This window comes from Corynebacterium sanguinis (genome assembly GCF_007641235.1).
Classification (GTDB): Bacteria; Actinomycetota; Actinomycetes; order Mycobacteriales; family Mycobacteriaceae; genus Corynebacterium; species Corynebacterium sanguinis.
The window spans coordinates 207,470-231,053 of sequence record NZ_CP038157.1; the positions used below are offsets into that span (position 1 = coordinate 207,470).

Consider the following 23,584-nt stretch of genomic DNA (forward strand, 5'->3'; position numbering starts at 1 on the left):
GGGTTCTGTGCTAGGCGATGTAGCGGCGGATCATCTTCGTCTGCTCCCGATGGTTGGAAAAATTGGTGCCGTTCAGGGCGCCGCTACCGCTCGTTTCGCCCGCTCCTGGCTTGACGTCGCCCTAGGAAAGGATCCCCGCGCAGCCAGCCAGGGGATTCCTGCAAACCCAGCACAGGGAGTCATCTTCTCGCCCGGAGACACATATTTTCAGGTAAGGGCTCTGGATTTTTCATTAGTCTTTCAATAAAGCGGAATGTGGGTTAACCTTCCACCATGACCATGGTCGTGGTCATGGCCTGACGGGCTCGTTGAAGGCCCCGGGATTGACGTTCACGATCTTCCTGGCCCAGGTAGCCGGTGGCGTTATTTCTGGCTCGCTGGTTCTGTTGTCGGATCCGATGCACATGCTCGCGGATTTCACGGGACTGATGATCGCCCTGATCGCCATCCTCATCGGCCGCTCAACCGCTACCTACAACCACCGCCGCGTCGAGGTGTTCACCGCGCTGATCAATGCGACCATCGTCAGCGCCATCTCGGTGATGATCGTCGTGCGCGCGCTCGGTCGGATCGGCGAACAGGTCCCCCTCGACACCGGCGTGATGCTCATCGTCGCGATGGTCGGCCTGGCCGCCAACGCGATCTCCGCCTTGATCCTCGGGCGTCGTCAGCACGAGAGCCTGAACATGCGCGGCGTCTACCTACGTGTGCTCTCCGATTTGCTCGGCTCGGTCGCGGTGATCATCGCTGTCCTGATCATCCGGTTCACCAGCCGGCTGCCCACCGACATCATCGCCTCGTTGTTCATCGCCGCGATGGTGCTGCCGAGACCACTGCGCCTGATGGTCGACTCCCTCGCGGTGCTGATGAACCACACCCCGAAGAACATCGACGCCCGCGACGTAGAAGCAACACTGCTCGGCCTGCCCGGGTCGCTTCCGTGCGCGACCTGCAGACTTGGAACACCGTTGGCACCGAATCACTGGCCACCTCCCGCCTGGCCCTCGAGGACATGGGCCACGCCGGCTGCGGAATCCTCGACGCCGCCCAGGCCTGCCTGCAGAACTTCGGTATCGAGCACTCGACCATCCAACTCGAACAGGATAACCACATACACAACGAGGTCGTCTGCTAACACTCCGCTTCACAGGGCGAAAGGGTCACACGAGCAGGCGGAGACAATTGCCAACTAGTCATCCCCCACTGTATGGTCAGTGCATGCTGACTATTGCCTCCCGTCTTGATGTGATGAACCGGCTGGGACGCGCCATGGCCGATCCCACCCGGTCCCGAATCCTGTTGTCCCTGCTTCAGGCCCCTGGCTATCCAGCACAGTTGGCCCGGGACCTGGAGTTGACGCGCTCGAACGTCTCCAACCACCTGGCGTGTCTGCGTGACTGCGGAATCGTCGTCGCGGAACCGGAGGGCCGGCGCACCCGTTATGAGATCGTCGGCGCCCACCTCGCCCGGGCGCTTGCCGTCCTGGTGGAGACCACCCTGGCCGTCGATGAGAACGCCGAGTGCCTGGACCCGCAGTGTCCGGTTGCTGGTTGCTGCGATGAGGAAAGAGGCCAGCGGTCATGACGTCTGCCTGTGGTTGTGAACCGTCCGTGCCGATGGCCGACGAAGAGGAGCCCACCCCGTGGTGGCGTGACCGTGCCGTCCTTCTCCCGGTGGCTTCCGGCGTGTCCCTGCTCATCGGCCTGATCCTCGAGTGGTTCGTCCCCGGGGCCGGACTGGTGGCCACCGGCCTGTTCTGGCTCGCCCTACTGCTGGGCGCCTCCCAATTCGTCCCCGGAGCCCTCAAGGGGCTGGTCACCCGGGGAAAACTGGGTATCGGGCTGCTGATGACCATCAGCGCCCTCGGTGCCGTCCTGCTGGGCTTCATCGAGGAGGCCGCCGCCCTGGCCTTCCTCTACTCGATTGCCGAGGCCCTGGAAGATAAGGCGATGGACAAGGCGCGTTCGGGCCTGCGTGCCCTGCTGGCCCTCATCCCCTCCACCGCGACCATCATCTCCCACGGGGTGACCCGCAGTGTGGCGGTCGAGGAGCTGGTCCCCGGGGACGTGTTGCGCCTGGCTGCCGGGGAACGCCTGGCCACCGACGGGATCATCCGCTCCGGGCACAGCAGCCTGGATGTTTCGGCGATCACCGGAGAATCCATCCCCGTCGAAGTCGGCCCCGGTGATGCGGTGCTGGCCGGGTCGATCAACACCACCGGGGCGCTCGAGGTCGAGGCCACCGCCGGCGGGACGGACAACTCCCTGACCACCGTGGTCGCCCTGGTGGAACAGGCCCAGCACGATAAGGGCCAACGGGCCCGGATCGCCGACCGCCTGGCCCGTCCCCTGGTGCCCGGTGTCCTCATCCTCGCCATCCTCGTCGCCGTCATCGGGTCCTGGCTGGGGGATCCGGGCGTATGGATTGAACGTGCCCTGGTCGTCCTGGTCGCGGCGTCGCCGTGTGCCCTGGCGATCTCGGTGCCGGTCACGGTCGTCTCCGCGATCGGGGCGGCCAGCAAATTCGGCGTGGTCATCAAGTCCGGCGCCGCCTTCGAGCGCCTCGGTGGTATCCGGCATCTGGCCCTGGACAAGACCGGCACCCTGACCCGCAACCGGCCCACCGTCGTAGATGTGCTCACCACTGGTGGAGCCACCCGGGCGGATGTCCTCGGTTGGGCCGCGGCGCTGGAGGCTCACAGCACCCACCCGTTGGCTGCCGCCATTACCGCCGCTACACCGCAGGCCCCGGCCGCCCAGCAGGTCGACGAAGCCGCCGGGCAGGGCATCACCGGACTTATTGACGGAGCGCAGATCGCCGTGGGCAGCCCCCGCTGGCTGTCCCCCGGCCCCTTGGCCGGTCAGGTCGAGGACCTGGAAAAACAAGGCATGACCGTGGTCGTCATCCACCGCGATGGCCAGCCCGTGGGGGCGATCGGGGTGCGTGATGAACTCCGCCCCGAGGTCCCCGAGGTCATCCGGACGCTCACCGATGAGGGTTTCCAGGTCACCATGCTCACCGGCGACAACAGCCGCACCGCCGCTGCGCTGGCCCGGGAGGCCGGCATCACGGACGTGCGGGCCGAGCTACGCCCGGAGGACAAGGCCACCGCCGTGGCCGGACTGGGGACCCGCGGCCCGGTGGCGATGATCGGTGACGGCATCAACGACGCGCCCGCCCTGGCCCGAGCCGATATCGGTATCGCCATGGGTGCCAAGGGCTCGGACGCGGCGATCGAGTCCGCGGATGTGGCGTTTACCGGCGATGACCTGCGCCTGATCCCCCGGGCCCTGCGCCACGCCCGCCGGGGCCGGGCGATCATCAACCAGAACATTGTGCTGTCCCTGGCGATCATCATCGTCCTGTTGCCGCTGGCGATCACCGGTGTGCTGGGACTGGCTGCTGTCGTGCTGGTCCACGAGGTGGCCGAGGTCATCGTCATCGCCAACGGCCTGCGGGCCGCCCGCACCAAGCATCTTGACCTGAAGCCCGTCGAGGCGGCCACGGTCACTGCCGACGAGGATGCGTACGGAAGGTCCCGGGTCTCGTAGTGCTTTCCCCATGAGCACCCGGCGACAGGATGCACTTTCTCACCGGACGGGGCAGTAGACTTCATGGCTGTGAGCAGCACAGGTGAACGCAGGTACGGTCGGGCCCCGCAGAAGAAGGGCTGGCGGACATTCCTCCGGCCCGGCTGGGTGTTCGGTGTCCTTGCCATCATCGCTTTCTCCTACGTCGCCTTTACCTTTCTGGCGCCGTGGCAGCTGAGCAGGGATAGCACTATCGTCGAGCGCAACGAGCAGATCGAATCCGCCTTCGAGGTCGAGCCCGTCCCCGCCGAGGAGATCTTTGACGCCCGGGGCAGTATCGAGCCCGGGGAGGAATGGGCCCGGGTGATCCTTCAGGGCCACTACCTGCCCGAGGATGAGGTGCTGATGCGCAACCGTCCGGTCGACTCCTCCCCTGCCTTCCATGCCTTGACTCCCTTCCAGCTGAACTCCGGTGAGGTCATCCTGGTCAACCGGGGTTTCAACCCGCCGCTTGAGGGCGGTGTCCCACCGATGGATACTGCGCCAGCCGGTGAGCAGTCCATCGTCGGCCACGCCCGATTCACCGAGCAGACACCGATGTCCCCCCCCCGATCGAGGACCAGGGCTACCGCCAGGTCTACGGCATCAACACCGCGCAGATCGCCGAGGTGACCGGCATGGAACTGGCGGAGGACTATGTGCAGCTGGCCGAGGGGCAGGCCGGGGAGATCAACGCCATCCCGGTGCCCATGCTCGACCGCGGTTCGCACCTGTCCTACGCCTTCCAGTGGATCGCCTTCGGCATCATGGCCCCGCTCGGCCTGGGGTATTTTATCTGGGCGGAGCTGAAGGAACGCCGCCGTGTGCGCCGCGAGGAGGCCGAGCTGGCCGACGGATCGACATCCTCGCAGCAGACCGGGGACTCCCAGGACGAAGAGACAGATTCCGACACGGTGGGCGCCCTCCGCACCACTCACCCGGAAAATGACACCCAGGGTCTCGCCCATGCCCAAGCTCCTACTTCCGCATCCTCTGGTGCCCGTGCACGCATGTTGCACGACCGTTACGGCGACAGCCAGCCGAATCACTCCCGGAAATTCACCAACCGCCGGCGCGAGCGGTTCTAAGCGCAGCCTTGCGCACCACACGGTGCGGCCCGCTCGATGTCTATACGGAGGGTGCGGGAGGGGATGCCCTCAAGGATTTTCAATAAGCTTGCAATAAGGGGTTTTCCCCGTTAGACTACAGGCATGAGCGAGCACGATCATGACCCTGACCCCGGCGACTACGCTGCCCCGAACGGATCCCCCACAACCCTGCCACCGACATCGGCGGCCACTCATACCCAAGATCATGCCCACGGTTCCGCACGCTGGGAGCTGTGGTTCGCGATCGCCGCCGGCGTCACTTACACCGGTGGGATGATCGCGGAGTTCGCGTTGGGGCTGCCGATGGTCGGATGGCCGTTGGCGTTCTTCCTCGCCACCTACTTCTTCGGTGGGTTCTTCACCATCCGCACCGCTATCTCCTCCACGCTGCGAGGGAAGTTCGAGGTCGACTTCCTCATGCTCGTCGCCGCGGTCGGCGCCGCTCTCATCGGCCGGTGGGCGGAGGGTGCGGTGCTGCTGTTTCTGTTCAGCCTCGGCCACGCGCTCGAAGAGTACGCCCTTAGCCGTGCCAGCAAGTCCATCGAGGCCCTCGCCGAGCTCGCCCCCCGCAGCGCCCTGGTGCGCCGCGGCGAAACCGAACCCGTGGAAGTACCGGTGGAGGAGCTCGTGGTCGGAGACATCGTTGTCATCCGTCCGAACTCCCGCATCCCCTCGGACGGGTTCGTGATCTCCGGAATGTCCGCCGTTGATCAATCGGCAGTCACGGGCGAGTCGATCCCCGTGGAGAAGGAACCGGTGTCCGACCCCACACGGACGATGCACACGGTCGGCACCCTCCCCGCCACCAATCGAGTGTTTGCCGGCACCGTGAACGGGTCTGGCCTACTCGAGATCGAGGTCACCGCGACCGCCGCTGACTCGACACTGAGCAAGGTCGTTGAGCTTGTTCGCACCGCCGACCAGGCTGCGTCCCCGACACAGCAGTTCATCGACCGGTTCCAGCGCTGGTACGTGCCCGCCGTGATCCTCGGGGTCATCGCCACCCTGCTGGTGTCGATGTTCGCGTTCGCGCAGCCGTTCCGCGACGCCTTCTACCTCGCCATGACTGTGCTCGTCGCCGCGAGCCCATGCGCTCTCGCGATCGCCACCCCAGCCGCAGTCCTGGCGGGCGTGGCCCGCGCCGCCCGTGCCGGCGTGCTCGTCAAGGGCGGTGCCCCGCTCGAGACACTCGGACGAGTAGAGGCGATAGCGTTCGACAAGACCGGCACCCTCACGTGGGGCGCACCACGAGTGACCTCGCTCGTTCCCGCCGATGACACGTCCGAATCGGAACTGATCCCGACACTCGTGTCGGTCGAATCTCTCAGCGACCACCCCCTCGCCGCCGCGATCGTCCGCGACCTTGCACCCCGCGTCCCCGAGACCGGGCGGCTGGTGGCCACCGACCTCTCGGCACTCACCGGCCGCGGCATCACCGCGACGATCGACGGAGAGCGGGTCGAAATCGGCAACCTGCGCATGTTCGACGAACAGCAGCTTGAACTGCCCTCCTCGCTGGCCAAGGCCTACGCCGAAGCCCGCGACTCTGGGCAGACGTTGATGATCGTGCGTCGTGGTGACCGCTTCCTGGGGGTCGTGGGAGTGATGGACGCCTCCCGCGCCGAATCCGCCCAGGTGCTCAACGCGCTCCGGGACACAGGGGTCGGCCATCTGGTCATGATCTCCGGCGACAATCAGCGGGTCGCCGACGCGGTAGGTCAGGAAGTCGGCGTCGACACGGCGATCGGAGAGCTCCTCCCCGAGGACAAGGTCATTCACATCACGAGCCTGGCCAAGACATACCGCCCGATCGCGATGATCGGCGACGGCGTCAACGACGCCCCCGCGATGGCCCGCGCTGACGTCGGCATTGCGATGGGTGCTGCCGGGTCGACGGTCGCGTTAGAGACCTGCGACATCGCGCTGATGAGCGACGACCTCGGACACATCCCGTTCGCTGTCCGGCTGAGCCGGGCCGCCAGCCGGATCATCCGACAGAACCTCATCGCCAGCCTCGCCATCGTCGTTTTCCTCATCATCGCGACCTTCCTTGGGCTTAATATCGGCGCCGTCGTGCTCATCCATGAGGGATCCACCCTCATCGTCGTCGCGAACGCGCTTCGCCTGCTCAACTTCCAGAAGGGCCAGGAACACGCCGGCATCGACCACGAAGAAAAGCCCACGCACTGATGCTTCTCCCCGCGAGTCACCAGTGGGGCCCGTGGCGAGAACAGTCCGTCCGATCTGTCGGAGAACCGCTTACCCCCACTCAACCCCCGGGCTATCCAGAGGAACTCACTCATGGATTGTCCCGTCAGCGGCACCGTATGGGTCATATCAGACGGGACTGGAACCAACATCGACTTCCGGACACTCCTTCCGGCCTGTCAGACGATCGCCGGGAGTTTGGTTCCCTGGGGGAAGCTCGCCTAGTGTCCTGCGCCGTTAATTCGCTGCTGGATCATTGTAAAATTGGGTATGGCACACCGAGGACCGGCGTTAGCCCCACTGACCTTGACCGATGATGAACGCGACCAACTGCAACGCTGGGTCCGGCGACGCAAAACCACCCAGGACCTCGCGCTCCGCTCCCGGATCGTACTGGAATGCGCAACCGGGGCATCGAACTCGGAGGTCGCCCGTCGGTTGGGGATCTCATTGCCGACGGTGGGTAAATGGCGGGCCCGCTTCATCGACAAGCGCCTCGACGGACTGGTCGACGAGCCCCGGCCGGGTCGGCCCGCGACGATCGGTATCGACCGGGTCGAGCAGGTCATCATCGACACCCTGGAATCAACCCCTGCGAATGCGACCCATTGGTCGCGGGCGAGCATGGCCGAGAAATCCGGCCTGTCGAAGTCCACGGTCGGTCGGATCTGGAAGGCTTTCGGACTCAAGCCCCACCTGGCGGAGGGGTTCAAGCTTTCCAACGATCCCTTTTTCACCGAGAAAATTTATGACATCGTCGGGTTGTATCTGAACCCACCGGAGTCAGCGGTCGTGCTGTGTGTCGATGAGAAAAGCCAGGTACAAGCCCTACAGCGGTCCCAGCCGGCCTTTCCGATGATGCCGGGAACACCCGAGCGCCGCGCACACGACTATGTCCGCCACGGCACCACGAGTCTGTTCGCCGCACTCAACGTTGCCGATGGGACGGTGATCTCCCAGGTCCACCGCAAGCACCGCTCGGTGGAGTTCAGAAAATTCCTGGTCAAGATCGACAAAACCGTCCCCGAGGGCCTGGACGTGCACGTCATCTGCGACAACTACGCCACCCACAAACACCCGACGATCCAGACCTGGCTGGGCAAGCACCCCCGGTTCCACATGCACTTCACGCCCACCTACTCCTCCTGGATCAACCAGGTGGAGCGGGTGTTTGCCGAGGTGACCCGAGAGCTCCTTCAGCGCAGCGACCACCGAAGCGTGCAGGCACTGGAGAAAGACCTCCGCGACTGGGTGAGGGCGTGGAACGAGGACCCGAAGCCGTTCATCTGGACTAAAACGGCCGAGGACATCCTCGACTCCATCGCCCGATCCTTACAACGAATTAACGGCGCAGGACACTAGTAGTGCTTTGTTAGGTGTCTCTGGGGCGGTGGCAGTAGGGACAGCGGTCGAGTAACCGGATGACGGCGGTCTGGAGTTCAGTGAGCACCGTGTAAAAAGTCAGGCCGCCGGTAGTGCTTTTGGGCCGGCGGCCAGTCGTTTCATGGTGATGAACAGGTGTGCTGCGGTGACGGGTGTGGTGTGGTGATGCCAGCCGAGCCAATGTCGACCCTCGAAGTGGTCGAGTCCCAGGCCGTGCTTGAGTTCGCGGTAGTCGTGTTCGATCCGCCACCGGATCTTTCCCAGGCGCACCAACTGCTCGATGGGGGTGGTCTCGGGCAGGGTCGACAACCAGTAATCGGTGGGTTCGTCTTCTCCGGCGGGCCATTCGACCAGCAGCCAACACTCTGGGGCGGTGCCGTGAACCGCTACGGCTTTGTTGCCGCCGTTAGATTGGGTGAGCCGCCGTCGCAGGTGACCCAGGAATTGTAGCTTCTCTGGCCCAGTAGGACTCCTCGTACTCCGCCGGCGGGACCATCCCCAGGGTGGAATGCAGCCGGTGGTGGTTGTGCCACTGCACCCACGCCATGGTCGCGAGTTCGACGTCGACGATCGACTCCAGGTTCTGTGCGGTGAAGATCCGGGAGCCGATGCACTCGGTCTTGTCCAGCCCGTTGCTTGACTCCATCAGCGCATTGTCGTAGGCATCACCCACACTCCCGATCGACGGGGTGATGCCCTGCAGGGCCAGGTTCTCAGTGAATTTCACCGCGGTGTGACTTGCTGCCCGCATCCGAGTGGTGCGTCAGCTCACCACGGACAACGGGACGCTGGGTGCGGTCACGCTCCCACAGCGCCGGGTACCGTGGGATACGCACCAGTTCGACTCCGCGGGAGGTCTGCGCGTGCCAGCCGACGATGCGCTGCGAGTACACGTCAACGATGAAGGCCACATAGACCCAGCCCGAACCGGTGCGGGCGTAGGTGAAATCGGCGACCCATACCCGGTTGGACGCCTCGGTGTGAGCGCTCTTCGAAATGTAGCCCACTGGCGCTCTTTGAAATGTAGCCCAGTGTGGTCGTTGTTATTGTGCCTGATGTGGGGTTGGTGAGGGGGTTGTTGGTGTGGGTATTTCGCGTCCTTTGATGCGGTGGCTTACTCCTCGGTGTTGAAAGATTTTGGCGTGGTGGACGATGCGGTCGACCATGGCGGTGGCTACTGTGATGTCGCCGAAGCATTGCGCCCATTGGGAAAACGCTAGGTTTGAGGTCACGATGATGGAGCCGTGTTCGTAGCGTCTGGAGACGAGTTGGAAAAACAGGTTCGCCGCGTCAGCTTCGACGGGAATGTAGCCGAGTTCGTCGATGATGAGCAGGTGGTAGCGGTTTAATCGTTTCAGCAGCGTTTCGAGTTTGCCGGTGTTGTGGGCTTCGGTGAGGGTGTTTATCCACCCGGCGGCGGTGTCGAAGAGGACGCGATAGCCTTGCTGCGCTGCTGTGATGCCAAGTGCGGTGGCGAGGTGGGTTTTGCCGGTTCCGGGTGGGCCGAGCAGGACGACGTTTTCAGCTGTGGCGACCCAGGCCCCGGTTTCAAGGCGTGCGATTTCAGTGCGGTCAATACTGGGTTGTGCGGTGAAGTCGAAGTCGGCGATGGTTTTCACGGCCGGAAAGCCGGCGCGTTTGACGCGTAATGATGCTCCGGATTCCGCGCGGGCGGTCGCTTCGACGGATAGCACGGCGGCGAGGTACTCCTCGAATGTCCAGGATTGGCTACGTGCTTGATTGGCGATGGTTGAGTAGACGTTGTCGATGCGTGGGGCTTTCAACTCCCGTGCGAGGTGACTAATTGCCGCCGCGGTGTCGTGGGCGCTGGTGCGGGTCATAGGAAAGAGCTCTCCTTGGAGTTTGTGGGGCGTTGAGGCCGTGTTAGGCGATGTGGTCGTAGATGGATAGGTCAGCGATGTCAACAGCGGTATCTGGCTGGAATCTCTCGCCCGCCGTAGCTAGGTCGCGGCGCATGGCGCGGGCAGTTTGGGCGTGGGCGGGGTCGGTGATGACCTTGTGCTGGCCCCAATGGCGTGGGTGCACCGCGGCGGGTTCACCGTGTGGCCCGGTCACGGCGATTTCATCAAGCGTGCTGCGCACAGTGACTAGTCGGTCAATGAATGTCGGATCCACGCTGTACTGGTTGGTGTCAACGGTGACGTAGTAGTTACGCGGCAGGCGCACCGCGGGCCTGACACCGAACACCGGCGGATACGGTGGCAAGGGGCGCATCGCTCGCTGATCAGCTGCGAACAAGTCCGCCGGTGTGGCCTTCAACGTGGTGTGAACGCGTGCGTTGGCGATTGTGGTGAACCACTCATCAAGTTGGGCTTGCACATCCACCGGGTCGCTGAACCGGCGCCCGGGGAAGAAGGAACGCTTCATGTACCCGTTGGTGCGCTCGACGATGCCTTTAGATTCCGGGTCCCGCGGTGGGGTCTGAACGATTCTGCAGCCCAGCGCCCCGCCGAATGCGGCAACAGGCTCGCACAGCTTCGCCTTGCCAATCCCGGACTCGTGATCCCACACGAGCCGATCTGGTACCGCTTGGAAATCACGTGTTATCAACTGCCACATCCCGGCGATCAAGTCATCAGTCGTGCGCGAGGGAAGCACACACGCCGCAGCGAAACGAGAATGCGAGGCTGCCATCACCAACACCGGCAACGCGCGGTAGACCCCATCAGCATCAGGTAGTCCACCCGGTGCAAAAGTGAGATCACATTGGATCTCACGCCCCGGGGAGTGAGTAAGGGTATCGACTGGGTCGGCGGGCATATACTCAGGCCGGATCCTGGCAACGTGTTTGCGAAACCATGAATCCGAGCCTGTCCAGCCCACTCGCTGAGCCAACACCTTGGCATTAAGCTGCGGTGTTTCCGCGAGAAGTTCCCTGACCTGCGGTTCAAACGGATCGAAACTCGTGCCTTTGGCATCCCGTGGCTTGTAACAAGGCGGCGAATCTGAAGCCAAAGCCTTCTCCACCGTCTTCTTCGCACAGCCCACTTCGGCCGCGATCTTCCTCAATGACAGACCCTGCCCACGCAGGTATCGGATCTGCGCCCATTCCTCCAATGAAATCACCCATCCAATCTTTTCCGGGTGGGCTACTTTTCGAGGAGCGTTTTGGGCTACTTTTCAAAGAGCGCTGACAGGTGTTAGCGACGGTCGAATTGTAGCCCAGTTGCGACGGTCGAAAAGTAGCCCATTTTCGTGTGTTTCTTATTCTGCCTGACGTTGTGCGGTGATCGACGGTAGTACACTTTCTCGGCCGGCGATTCGGTAGCTGGTGCCTGTGTGCGTGAAGATTTCCGCGTGATGGACGATGCGATCAATCATCGCGGCGGCGACGGTGACGTCACCGAAGCATTCGCCCCAGCGAGAGAACGGCAGGTTCGACGTCATGATCAACGAGCCGCGCTCATATCGGTTGGACACTAGCTGGAAGAACAGGTTCGCTGCTTCTGCCTCGATCGGGACGTAGCCACCTCGTCGATGATGAGCAGGTGGTAGCGGTTGAGTTTGGCCAACAATGTTGTCAGCCCGCCTATGCTGTGGGCTTGGGTCAGGCGGGTGATCCATCCGGCGGCGGTGTCGAAAGCGACCCGGTAGCCTTGCCGGGCTGCGATGACCCCTAACCCAGTTGCCAGGTGCGTTTTGCCGGTGCCCGGCGGGCCGAGGAAGATGACGTTTGCGGCCTCGGTGATCCATCCGCCGGTTTCCAACCGGGCGATACGGGCCCGGTCGAGTGCGGGCTGGGTGGAAAAGTCGAACTCGTCAATCGTTTTGATCTGGGGAAAGCCCGCCCTTTTTATCCGGCCTGCGGCGCCGGATTCCGCCCGGGCCGACGCTTCGACCGACAGCACCGCTGCCAAGTATTCCTCGTAGGTCCACGACGCTTGGCGTGCTTTCTCGGCGATGGTCGCATAGTCTGATCCGATTCGTGGGGCCTTCAGCGCCCTGGCCAGATACGCCAGTTCGGAGTCGATTGTGGTGTGTTGAGGACGGGTCATGACTCTACCTCCAGTTCGGTCAGCCGGTCGTAAATGTTCAGGTCTGCCTGTTCGACCTCGATCGCCTGCGGTGAAACAGGTGGCGTGGCCAGTTGGCGGCGCATCTGCTTCGCGGTGGCGGCGTGCATCGGGTCAGTGATTGTCTGATGTGTGCCCCACACCCGTTCGTGGCGGGCGACGATCGTCCCGTCCGGGGCGCGCACGACCACCTGCTCCAAGCCAGCGTGGACGGTGACAATTCGGTTGATCATTCGCGGATCCACTGAATAGTGGTTGGCGTCGACGGCGACGTAGTAGTTACGTGGCAGCCGCACCTGTCGTAGCACATCGATCTGCGGGGGATACGGCGGCAAAGCGGCCATGTGCGCCTTGTCGACTGTCCAAGCCACCGCCGGAATTTTCCTTGTGGTCGCGTGGATACGCTGGTTAGCCACCTCAGTAATCCACTCGTCGAGCTGGCGTTGGACATCTGCTGGGCACGTGAAATCGCGGCCGGGGAAAAACGAGGACTTCAGATACCCGTTGGCCCGCTCCACCACGCCTTTAGTTTCCGGATCACGAGGTGGAGCCTGCTGAATCCTGGTGCCCAAAATGCCAGCAAAAGACAGCACCGGCTGGGTGAGCGCCTTTTGCCCAATTCCAGTCTCTCGGTCCCACAACAACTGCTCAGGTACGGCCTGAAACGATGTCGACAACAATGCCCACATCCCTGCAACAAGATCTGCGGTCGTGCGTGTCGGCAGCACACGCGCGGCCATGAACCTCGAATACGACGCCACCATCACCAGCACCGGAAACGCCACTTTCTGCCCGGACCCGTCGGGAATCCCGCCAGCGGGGAAAGTCAGATCACACTGGATTTGCTCACCAGGGCGGTGAATCAGCGTGTCCACCGGGTCCGCCTGCTGGTAGTCAGGTCGGATGCGGCGCACATTATCGCGAAACCATGTGATCGACCCACACCACCCCACACGCTGCGCAATCACAGTGGCAGGCAACGTCGGGCTCTGCTCCAGCAGGGCACGCACCCGCGATTCAAACGGGGTGAAGCTGGTTTCGGAGCTTGCACGCTTCTTGTACACAGGCGGCGCATCTGAGGCCAACGCCCTTTCCACCGTCTTTTTCGAGCAGCCAACTTCGGCCGCGATTTTCCTGATCGACAGGCCCTGCCGACGCAGATACCTGATCTTGGCCCAATCTTCCACGGAAATCACCCATCCAATCTTGTCGGTGGGCTACTTTTCGACCGTCGCAAGTGGGCTACTTTTCAAGCGTCGCTAACAGCACGGCTCTAGCGGCCGGCTCTACAAATTGGTCACTCTGCCGTGGCGGAGTGGGTGGTGTCCGCATTGCGGACTGACGAGGGTTGGGGAACAACCCAAACCACAAGACAAAACCGGTCGGAGCGTTGTTTGACTCTGCCGTGGTGGAGTCCGCAATGCGGACTCAATGATCTCGGGAGCTCGTGAACCACTCTGGCGGCCGGCTCTACGCATTGGTCACTCTGTCGTGGCGGAGTGGGTGGGGGTAAGCAAGAAGCAGCCGCACCCCCCTGTGTGTTGTTTGGGGGGTGCGGCTGCTTTGTTTTGTTTTAAGTTGTTGGGTCGGCGGTAACTTACTCTCCCACCCCCTCCCGGGGGCAGTACCATCAGCGCGGGCGGGCTTAGCTTCCGGGTTCGGAATGGGTCCGGGCGTTTCCCCGCCGCCATCAACCACCGACACAATCGTGGGGTACACATATTTTATTGTTGTTGTGACACTGCCACCGTGCTGTTAACGGTGGTGGGGGGTGTGGTGTGTCAGATACTGCATAGTGGACGCGTCGCACACACACTTTTGGTGTGGTGTTTGTGTTTTTTGTTGGTGTATTAGTACCAGTCACCTTCAACGGTTGCCCGTCTTCTAGATCCGGCCTATCAACCCCATAGTCTGTGGGGAACCTCAAAAGAAACCTCATCTTAAAACAGGCTTCCCGCTTAGATGCTTTCAGCGGTTATCCCTTCCGTACGTAGCCAACCAGCCGTGCTCCTGGCGGAACAACTGGCACACCAGAGGTACGTCCGTCCCGGTCCTCTCGTACTAGGGACAGCCTTCTTCAAGTTTCAACGCGCGCGGCGGATAGAGACCGAACTGTCTCACGACGTTCTGAACCCAGCTCGCGTGCCGCTTTAATGGGCGAACAGCCCAACCCTTGGGACCTACTCCAGCCCCAGGATGCGACGAGCCGACATCGAGGTGCCAAACCATCCCGTCGATATGGACTCTTGGGGAAGATCAGCCTGTTATCCCCGGGGTACCTTTTATCCGTTGAGCGACACCACTTCCACACGTTGGTGCCGGATCACTAGTCCCGACTTTCGTCCCTGCTCGACATGTACGTCTCACAGTCAAGCTCCCTTGTGCACTTACACTCTTACACCTGATTGCCAACCAGGCTGAGGGAACCTTTGGGCGCCTCCGTTACTCTTTGGGAGGCAACCGCCCCAGTTAAACTACCCACCAGGCACTGTCCCCAACCCAGATCATGGGCCAAGGTTAAGGTATCCACTACGGTCAGAGTGGTATTTCAACAACGACTCCACCACCACTAGCGTGACGGCTTCACAGTCTCCCACCTATCCTACACAAACCGCACCGAACACCAATACCAAGCTATAGTGAAGGTCCCGGGGTCTTTTCGTCCTGCCGCGCGAAACGAGCATCTTTACTCGTACTGCAATTTCACCGGGCCTGTGGTTGAGACAGCAGGGGAGTCGTTACGCCATTCGTGCAGGTCGGAACTTACCCGACAAGGAATTTCGCTACCTTAGGATGGTTATAGTTACCACCGCCGTTTACTGGGGCTTAAATTCTCCGCTTCGAACCACAAGGGCTCTAACAGGTCCTCTTAACCTTCCAGCACCGGGCAGGCGTCAGTCCGTATACATCAACATCACGTCTTCGCACGGACCTGTGTTTTTGATAAACAGTCGCTCCCCTCTATTCTCTGCGACCCCCACCAGCACAACAACCGTAAAAGCTGCGCACCGGTAGAGGTCCCCCTTCTCCCGAAGTTACGGGGGTATTTTGCCGAGTTCCTTAACCACAGTTCACCCGACCGCCTTAGTATTCTCTACCTGACTACCTGTGTCGGTTTCGGGTACGGGCCGTGTACACACTCGCTAGAGGCTTTTCTCGGCAGTACAGGATCACCTACATCACCCCTTAAGGGGCTACGCATCACGCCTCACACTTTGTGACAACAAGCATTTCACTCATCGTCGTGCCACACGCTTACACCACAATCCAATAAGTGGCTAGGCTACCTCACTGCGTCACCCCATCACTGGGCTACTACGGTTCAGGCCCCACGCATCACACACCACCGACCAACCCCCGAAGGGATCATCATATGGTGCGGTCAGGGTGGTTAGTATCACCGATTCACCCTTGGGCGCATATACACGGGTACGGGAATATCAACCCGTTAACCATCGACTACGCCTGTCGGCCTCGCCTTAGGACCCGACTCACCCTGGGAAGACGAACTTGACCCAGGAACCCTTAGTCATCCGGCGGATAAGATTCTCACTTATCACTCGTTACTCATGCCTGCATTCTCACTCGTGTACAGTCCACAACCCCTTACAGTATTGCTTCACCCCATACACGACGCTCCCCTACCCACACAAAAATAGTGTGCCGCGGCTTCGGCGGTGTACTTGAGCCCCACTGAATTGTCGGCGCAGAACCACTCGACCAGTGAGCTATTACGCACTCTTTCAAGGATGGCTGCTTCTAAGCCAACCTCCTGGCTGTCTTCGCGATCCCACATCCTTTTCCACTTAGTACACCCTTAGGGGCCTTAACCGGCGATCTGGGCTGTTTCCCTCTCGACTATGAAGCTTATCCCCCACAGTCTCACTGCCATAGAACACTTAAACCGGCATTCGGAGTTTGGCTGACATTGCTAAGATGATAGTCCCGCTCAACCAACCAGTAGCTCTACCTCCGGCAAGCTGCTGCAACGCTGCACCTAAATGCATTTCGGGGAGAACCAGCTATCACGGAGTTTGATTGGCCTTTCACCCCTACCCACAGCTCATCCCCTCAGTTTTCAACCTAAGTGGGTTCGCGCCTCCACAACCTCTTACAGCTGCTTCACACTGGCCATGGGTAGATCACCCCGCTTCGGGTCCAGGACATGCCACTGACAACACCCTATTCGGATTCGCTTTCGCTACGGCTCCCCCACACACGGGTTAACCTCGCGACATGCCGCTGACTCGCAGGCTCATTCTTCAAAAGGCACGCCATCACACACACGAGGTGCTCTGACGGATTGTAAGCGCACGGTTTCAGGAACTATTTCACTCCCCTCCCGGGGTACTTTTCACCATTCCCTCACGGTACTTATCCACTATCGGTCACACTGAGTATTTAGGCTTACCGGGTGGTCCCGGCAGATTCACAGCAGATTCCACGAGCCCGCTGCTACTCGGGACACAACACACGCACACACGGACATGTTTTCACGTACAGGGGCTCTCACCCACTACGGCGCACCATCCCAAGTGACTTCCGCTAACACACCACGCACACGCACCAAGTCGACAGCCCTGGTAACAATCACATCCCACAACCCCACACACGCAACCCCTGCCAGGTATCACACGCACATGGTTTAGCCTCATCCACGTTCGCTCGCCGCTACTAGCAGAATCATTATTATTTTCCTCTCCTGCGGGTACTGAGATGTTTCACTTCCCCGCGTACACCCCCACACAAGCTATGAATTCACCTGCGGGTAACACCACACAACTGGTGCCAGGTTTCCCCATTCGGACATCCTCGGATCAACGCTTAGTTGGCAACTCCCCGAGGCATAACGCAGCCTCACACGTCCTTCATCGGCTCAGCATGCCAAGGCATCCACCGTACGCCCTTACTAAAAAACACTAAGAACACACACACACAAAAAAATAAAGATGCTCGCGTCCACTATACAGTTCTCACACACCACACCCCAGCCCCCCACACCCGCACACAAACACGCGCGAAGATAAGGAACAACCAGGATCACAAGGAAACAACACACATGCTGCCCCAGACACCCAACAGTGCACCAACACACATATCTTTTTTGTCTTTCATCCCCGGCAGCACACCACGCAAAGCACAGGCACAACACCCCACCCCACGCGCAACACCACCACAGACTTTTGCTTGCACAACAGTTCGCTTCAAGCACGCACCAACAACGCATCCCAACGGGTGCATCCACAACTGGACATTTCATTAACCAATCATCACGGCAGCAGGTGCACACTCGGCACCTCAACTACCACACCACACAGTGACGGTGGTGGTGTTTACATCAAATAAGCTCCTTAGAAAGGAGGTGATCCAGCCGCACCTTCCGGTACGGCTACCTTGTTACGACTTCGTCCCAATCGCCGATCCCACCTTCGACAGCTCCCTAACAGGTTTAGGCCACTGGCTTCGGGTGTTACCAACTTTCATGACGTGACGGGCGGTGTGTACAAGGCCCGGGAACGTATTCACCGCAGCGTTGCTGATCTGCGATTACTAGCGACTCCGACTTCATGGGGTCGAGTTGCAGACCCCAATCCGAACTACGACCGGCTTTAGAGCGATTAGCTTCACCTCACAGTGTCGCACACGCGTTGTACCGACCATTGTAGCATGTGTGAAGCCCTGGACATAAGGGGCATGATGATTTGACGTCATCCCCACCTTCCTCCGAGTTAACCCCGGCAGTCTCTCATGAGTCCCCACCATCACGTGCTGGCAACATAAGACAAGGGTTGCGCTCGTTGCGGGACTTAACCCAACATCTCACGACACGAGCTGACGACAACCATGCACCACCTGTACACCAACCACAAGGGAAAACGCATCTCTGCGCCGATCTGGTGTATGTCAAGCCCAGGTAAGGTTCTTCGCGTTGCATCGAATTAATCCACATGCTCCGCCGCTTGTGCGGGCCCCCGTCAATTCCTTTGAGTTTTAGCCTTGCGGCCGTACTCCCCAGGCGGGGCGCTTAATGCGTTAGCTACGGCACGAACCCCGTGGAAGGGACTCACACCTAGCGCCCACCGTTTACGGCATGGACTACCAGGGTATCTAATCCTGTTCGCTACCCATGCTTTCGCTCCTCAGCGTCAGTTACTGCCCAGAGACCTGCCTTCGCCATCGGTGTTCCTCCTGATATCTGCGCATTTCACCGCTACACCAGGAATTCCAGTCTCCCCTACAGCACTCAAGTTATGCCCGTATCGCCTGCCATCCCACAGTTAAGCCGTGGACTTACACAAACGACGCGACAAACCACCTACGAGCTCTTTACGCCCAGTAATTCCGGACAACGCTCGCACCCTACGTATTACCGCGGCTGCTGGCACGTAGTTAGCCGGTGCTTCTTATCCAGGTACCGTCACTTTCGCTTCGTCCCTGACGAAAGGAGTTTACAACCCGAAGGCCGTCATCCCCCACGCGGCGTCGCTGCATCAGGCTTGCGCCCATTGTGCAATATTCCCCACTGCTGCCTCCCGTAGGAGTCTGGGCCGTATCTCAGTCCCAATGTGGCCGTACACCCTCTCAGGCCGGCTACCCGTCGACGCCTTGGTAGGCCATTACCCCACCAACAAGCTGATAGGCCGCGAGCTCATCCCATACCGCAAAAGCTTTCCAACCACACACCCACATGTGATTCCTATCCGGTATTAGACCCAGTTTCCCAAGCTTATCCCGAAGTACAGGGCAGATCACCCACGTGTTACTCACCCGTTCGCCACTCGAGTACCACAGCAAGCTGTGGCCTTTCCGTTCGACTTGCATGTGTTAAGCACGCCGCCAGCGTTCATCCTGAGCCAGGATCAAACTCTCCACAAAAAAGAAGAAATTCAGAACTCGTGAAAAGCCCAAACCCAACAAAAACAAACCACACCACACACACCAACCCCACACAAACACGCGCAGGGCCAGCACACATGGCACTGGCACAACCTTCAATTCAAAAAAACAACACAACCCCCACCACAAAGAGGAAGCTGTGATTTGCGATTCATTCAACAAACAAACCGCACACCATGACACACAACATGCGCACCACGAGATGACGCCGCCATCAAAGGTTCACGACACCACCACCAGCACACACCCACCCACACCAAAAAAGCATGGGCAGAACACGCCACAATGCACACCAAAACAAACCACAAACAAAAACAAAAAAAGTACATTGGCACACTATCGAGTTCTCACACAACACACCCACGGCCACACAACAACCGCGGAAAAATGAATCTACACAACCACCCAACACAAAGTCAAACAGCCATGAAATTCACCCGCCACCAGAAGTTAACCCAAAAGCAACCTCAACAAGCAGCGGAACAACACACTAACCAACCCACCACACACAACACAAATCCCCAGCACAAGCGGGGTGTTTAGTGGTAGGTAGCGAGCGGTCCGTGGGGCCCTTCAATCACTTTCACCCCGGTATTGAAGATCTCGGTGAGAAGGTCATCACGCATGATTTCCGCCGGGGTGCCGAACGCCACGATCTGCCCGTCTTTGGCGGCGCAAATGAAGTCGGCGTAGCGTGCCGCGAAATTGATGTCGTGCAGCACGATGATGATCGTGCGCCCCAGCTCGTGGGCGGCGTCGTAAAGGTGCTTCATCATGTCAACGGAATGGGCAATGTCCAAGTTGTTCAGGGGCTCGTCGAGAAGCACGTAATCCGTCTCCTGGCAAAGCACCATCGCGACGTAGGCACGCTGGCGCTGGCCGCCAGAGAGCTGGTCGAGATACCGGTTCTCCAGCGAGCTCAGGCCAAGAAAGTCGACGTATTTGGTAATAATGTCCTCGTCCTCCGCAGTAAGCCGGCCGCGCGAGTACGGGAAGCGTCCGAAGCCGACAAGCTGGCGCACGGTGAGACGGGTGACAAAGTGGTTTTCTTGGCGCAGGATCGAGATCGTCTTCGCAAGGTCCTTCGACTTGGTCTGCGTCACGTCCATCGAACCGATTTCCACGGTGCCCTCGTCGAGCGAGAGAAGCCTTCCAACCATTGTCAGAAGAGTCGACTTGCCCGCGCCGTTTGGCCCCACCAAAGCGGTGATTCCACCTGCGGGGATTTGCAGGTTGACGGGGCCGATGGCGACGTCGTCACCGTAGGCCTTGCGGACATCGGTCAGGGTAATCACAAGCGTCCCTTTCTCAGGATCACGACCAGGAAGGTGATTCCTCCCACCAGCTCGATGATGATCGAAACCACGCCTTGAGCATAGAAGATGTGGTTCATGATGAAGTAGGCCCCGGTGAGCACGACGTATCCGAGCACGATCGCCATGGGGAAGACATAACGGTGGTCGTAGGTGTTAGTGAACTGGTACGCAAGCGTGGCCACGAGGAACCCGAGGAAGGTCATCGGCCCGACCAGCGCCGTGGACACCGCCATCAGGATGGACACCAGGATCAGCGTGTAGATGGCGTTTTTCCGGAATCCCACCCCGAGGTTGACGGTGACGTCGCGGCCGAGCGAGATGACGTTGAGCCGGCGGGAGTTCAACAACACCAACGTCACGGCGATGAGCACGAGCGGAATCGCCACGGGGTAAAAGTCCGGGTCCGCGTTGTTGACGGAGCCGAAAAGCCGGGCGGTGAGCACGTCGAACTCGCTGGGCGTGAGCATGCGTTGCATGAACGTCGATAAACTGCCCAGGCCCCCGCCGATGACGATGCCGACGAGCAGCATCGCGTGCAAGTTGGCGGCGTTGTCGGTCAGCAGCCAGGAGTAGAGCACCAAGGAAAGGCCCACCATGAGCACGAGCTGCAGCACGAACGTCTCGAGCGTGCGCGAGGCCAGCAAGCCGGAGGCCCCGAGGAAGTAAATTGTGGCGGTGTTGATCGCGATATAGAGGGACTCAAATCCCATGATGGAAGGGGTAAGAATCCGGTTGTTGGTCACGGTTTGGAAAGCGACCGTCGCAACGCCTTGGCATACAGCAACCACCGCCATCGCGATCACCGCATTCAAGCGCCGCTCCGCGATCAGCCAATACGCGCGAGTACCAAAAGCCACGGGGTTGTCCCACGCGATCAGCCCCGCGGTGAAGACCACGGCGAGCACAGCCAGCACGCCGAGCGCGACAAAATAGCGCCTCTTGCTTTTCGACGTCTGAAATGCGCCGACGTTACGAACCGCGCTACCCATGGCGGGCCTGCCTGATAATCAGCGCGATGAACACGATCGCGCCAACGAGACCGAGAATCACCGAGACCGGCATCTCGAACGGCGCGATGATGGTGCGGCCGATGAGGTCGCAGGCGGCGACGATGCCGATGCCGAGGAGGCACACCCACGGAAGGTTGGAGCGCAGGTCGTCGCCGCGGATCATGGAAACGATGTTGGGGACGATCAGGCCCAGAAATGGCAGGTAGCCGACCACAACGGTGACCACACCGGCGGCGATTGCCACCAGCGAGGTGCCCACGAGCACGATGCGGTTGTAGTTCAGCCCGATGTTGGTGGCCACGTCCTCACCCAGGCCGGCGGCGGTGAGGCGATCTGCGTAGAAGAACACCACGGCGACGACGAATAGGACGATCCACAAGACCTCGTACTGTCCGGCAATGACGCTGGTGAACGAGCCCGCGAACCACACGCCCAAGGACTGCAAAAGTTGCGTCTGCAGCGCCCAGAAGGTTGACACGGAGCTGACCACCGCACCCAGCATGATGCCGACGATCGGCACGATGAGGCTCGAGCGCAGCGTCACGCGTCGCAGGAAGGCGAAGAACACCATGGTGCCCACGAACGCGAAGGCCACTGCCACGATCATGCGCACCAGGATGGAGGCGTTCGGCGCGAACACCATTGTGGCCAAGAGCCCCAGGCCAGCCCACTCGGTGGTTCCGGTGGTGGTGGGTTCGACGAAGCGGTTTTGGGTGAGCATCTGCATGATCAACCCGCTCATCGCCATGGCCGCGCCGGCGAGTATGAGGGCGATGGTGCGCGGCACGCGGGTGGCGTTGAACATGGCCCACCCGTCCTCGGCACCGAGGATGTCGTACTGCCCCACCGCCAAAGAGGCGAAAAGCAGGGCGACGACAACACCAGCACCCGCCAGGAACTTCCAGTCGAGAAGTGCCGGGCGGGTGGCGGTGGGGGCAGAGGACATTACTTGGCGGCCTCGAACTGATCGGCGATGTCGTTGAGGATCTCGGTGTAGGTGATGATGGACTCGTTGGTGTAGGTGTCCGCGGGCGCAACGTAGAGCTGGCCCTCCTTGACTGCCGTGACGTTTTGCAGTGGCGCAGAATCCTCGATCACGCTCAGCGCGGCCGGGGAGCCTTCGTCGTCGCGCGTGCCGGCGTCGCGGTCGAGGATGAGCATCCAGTCCGGGTTGGCGGAGGCGATGGCCTCGACGGAGATGTCATCGCCCTGATGGTCGTCGGTGGCGTTTTGGACCTCGAGAGCGGGCTTCATGCCGATCAGGTCGAACAGCGGGCCCCAGGTGCGGCCGACGCCCGGCGCGACGTAGCCGATCTCGCCGCCGGAGATGTTGACAGCCATCACGGTCTGCTCGGGGTTGTAGGCGGCCTTGGCGCGTTCGAGGGCGTTTTGGAAGTCGTCGACAAGCTGGGCGGCTTCCCCCTGCTTGCCGAAGATCTCACCGAGGGACTCGGTGTGGCGGATCAGCTCGGCGTCGAAGGGCTCGCCGTCGCGCGGCTCGAAGTCGACCAGGATGGCGTCGGGGACGAGCTTCTCAATGTCGGCGTCGTGGGTCTGGAAGCGCTGGCCGGAGACGATGACGTCGGGCTCGGCTGCGACGATGGCCTCGAGGTTGGGCTCGCGATGGTTGCCGATGTCGACGATGTTGTCGTTGTCGCCGATGCCCGGGATGGTCACCGGGACGAGCGCGCGCGCCGCGGCGACGGGCTCAATGCCCCAGGTGTCCAGGAGCTCGAAGGAGCGGTTGTCCAGCGCGACGACGCGTTGCGCAGGGCTCGGGACCTCCTTGACGCCGTAATTGTCTTCGACGGTGACCGTGTTCTCGGCCTGCGCCGCCGTGGTGTCCGTGGCATCAGACGCCTGCTCCTGCGCGCCGGAGCAGGACACAACGGTCAGCGAAACGGCTGCGACGAGCGCTGCCACGGCGGTTCGGGTATTGAAACGGGACAAGGTCCGCGTCCTTTCTCTCTCAAAACTTAGGTAAGGGTTACCTTGGAGATGGTAAGGGGGCGGCCCAGGTTAGCCAACCCTCACCCCCGGGCCCAACGCAGAATTACA

The 23,584-nt window shown here is 60.9% G+C and carries 14 protein-coding genes, 3 rRNA genes and 3 pseudogenes; 6 read left to right on the top strand and 14 right to left on the bottom strand.

What is annotated here, in order from left to right; translation table 11 throughout:
* Nucleotides 1-323 precede the first annotated feature (323 nt).
* From E3227_RS01075 to E3227_RS01100, 6 genes and pseudogenes are all read left to right on the top strand, one after another.
* Nucleotides 324-1,193, top strand: coding sequence for a cation diffusion facilitator family transporter (locus E3227_RS01075; RefSeq protein WP_311197003.1), 870 nt, complete (start codon nt 324-326; stop codon nt 1,191-1,193).
* A 25-nt stretch (nt 1,194-1,218) separates the two neighbouring features.
* Complete coding sequence (gene cmtR, locus E3227_RS01080; protein ID WP_006841228.1) at nt 1,219-1,584, top strand: Cd(II)/Pb(II)-sensing metalloregulatory transcriptional regulator CmtR; 366 nt, start codon at nt 1,219-1,221, stop codon at nt 1,582-1,584.
* Nucleotides 1,581-3,551 (top strand): heavy metal translocating P-type ATPase, encoded by a 1,971-nt coding sequence (locus tag E3227_RS01085; RefSeq protein ID WP_186366025.1) that lies wholly within the window; start codon nt 1,581-1,583, stop codon nt 3,549-3,551. The genes cmtR and E3227_RS01085 overlap by 4 nt, the downstream gene beginning before the upstream one ends.
* Before the next feature lie 63 nt (nt 3,552-3,614).
* Nucleotides 3,615-4,657, top strand: a pseudogene (locus tag E3227_RS01090) (SURF1 family cytochrome oxidase biogenesis protein).
* A 123-nt stretch (nt 4,658-4,780) separates the two neighbouring features.
* Nucleotides 4,781-6,868: a heavy metal translocating P-type ATPase gene (locus E3227_RS01095; protein WP_006841231.1), complete on the top strand. Its 2,088-nt coding sequence runs from the start codon at nt 4,781-4,783 to the stop codon at nt 6,866-6,868.
* A 288-nt stretch (nt 6,869-7,156) separates the two neighbouring features.
* Nucleotides 7,157-8,248 (top strand): IS630 family transposase, encoded by a 1,092-nt coding sequence (locus E3227_RS01100; RefSeq protein WP_144317283.1) that lies wholly within the window; start codon nt 7,157-7,159, stop codon nt 8,246-8,248.
* Between the two features lie 99 nt (nt 8,249-8,347).
* Here E3227_RS01100 and E3227_RS01105 read toward each other — a convergent pair.
* From E3227_RS01105 to E3227_RS01170, 14 genes and pseudogenes are all read right to left on the bottom strand, one after another.
* Nucleotides 8,348-8,731: pseudogene (locus E3227_RS01105) on the bottom strand (transposase); the annotation flags it as partial.
* Entirely contained in the window at nt 8,676-9,020 is a 345-nt protein-coding gene (locus E3227_RS11890) for an integrase core domain-containing protein (RefSeq protein ID WP_080506389.1), read from the bottom strand. The pseudogene E3227_RS01105 and the gene E3227_RS11890, both read right to left, overlap by 56 nt.
* Nucleotides 8,983-9,276, bottom strand: coding sequence for a DDE-type integrase/transposase/recombinase (locus tag E3227_RS11895; protein ID WP_144317284.1), 294 nt, complete (start codon nt 9,274-9,276; stop codon nt 8,983-8,985). Before E3227_RS11895 ends, E3227_RS11890 begins: the two co-directional genes overlap by 38 nt.
* A 36-nt stretch (nt 9,277-9,312) precedes the next feature.
* The gene (gene istB / locus E3227_RS01120; RefSeq protein ID WP_144317271.1) at nt 9,313-10,110 is read right to left on the bottom strand and encodes an IS21-like element helper ATPase IstB; all 798 of its coding nucleotides are present in this window, start codon (nt 10,108-10,110) and stop codon (nt 9,313-9,315) included.
* A gap of 43 nt (nt 10,111-10,153) precedes the next feature.
* Nucleotides 10,154-11,356 carry an IS21 family transposase gene (gene istA, locus E3227_RS01125; RefSeq protein ID WP_136649175.1) on the bottom strand — a complete coding sequence of 401 codons (1,203 nt, stop codon included), beginning with the start codon at nt 11,354-11,356 and terminating at the stop codon, nt 10,154-10,156.
* A gap of 138 nt (nt 11,357-11,494) precedes the next feature.
* Nucleotides 11,495-12,285: pseudogene (gene istB / locus E3227_RS01130) on the bottom strand (IS21-like element helper ATPase IstB).
* A complete protein-coding gene (gene istA, locus E3227_RS01135) occupies nt 12,282-13,490 on the bottom strand; it encodes an IS21 family transposase (RefSeq protein WP_136651714.1) in 1,209 nt (402 codons plus the stop codon). The pseudogene istB (E3227_RS01130) and the gene istA (E3227_RS01135) overlap by 4 nt, the downstream one beginning before the upstream one ends.
* Nucleotides 13,491-13,887: 397 nt before the next feature.
* Nucleotides 13,888-14,005: ribosomal RNA gene (gene rrf / locus E3227_RS01140) — 5S ribosomal RNA — on the bottom strand.
* A 128-nt stretch (nt 14,006-14,133) separates the two neighbouring features.
* Nucleotides 14,134-17,223 (bottom strand): 23S ribosomal RNA (locus E3227_RS01145).
* Between the two features lie 435 nt (nt 17,224-17,658).
* A 16S ribosomal RNA gene (locus E3227_RS01150) occupies nt 17,659-19,179 on the bottom strand.
* Together the 16S, 23S and 5S rRNA genes form the textbook arrangement of a ribosomal RNA operon.
* A gap of 560 nt (nt 19,180-19,739) precedes the next feature.
* Nucleotides 19,740-20,495 carry an iron ABC transporter ATP-binding protein gene (locus tag E3227_RS01155; protein ID WP_144317285.1) on the bottom strand — a complete coding sequence of 252 codons (756 nt, stop codon included), beginning with the start codon at nt 20,493-20,495 and terminating at the stop codon, nt 19,740-19,742.
* A complete protein-coding gene (locus E3227_RS01160) occupies nt 20,492-21,505 on the bottom strand; it encodes an iron chelate uptake ABC transporter family permease subunit (RefSeq protein WP_144317286.1) in 1,014 nt (337 codons plus the stop codon). Before E3227_RS01160 ends, E3227_RS01155 begins: the two co-directional genes overlap by 4 nt.
* Entirely contained in the window at nt 21,498-22,472 is a 975-nt protein-coding gene (locus E3227_RS01165) for an ABC transporter permease (RefSeq protein ID WP_211346238.1), read from the bottom strand. The genes E3227_RS01160 and E3227_RS01165 overlap by 8 nt, the downstream gene beginning before the upstream one ends.
* Nucleotides 22,472-23,476 carry a siderophore ABC transporter substrate-binding protein gene (locus E3227_RS01170; protein ID WP_170228603.1) on the bottom strand — a complete coding sequence of 335 codons (1,005 nt, stop codon included), beginning with the start codon at nt 23,474-23,476 and terminating at the stop codon, nt 22,472-22,474. Before E3227_RS01170 ends, E3227_RS01165 begins: the two co-directional genes overlap by 1 nt.
* Nucleotides 23,477-23,584: the final 108 nt, after the last annotated feature.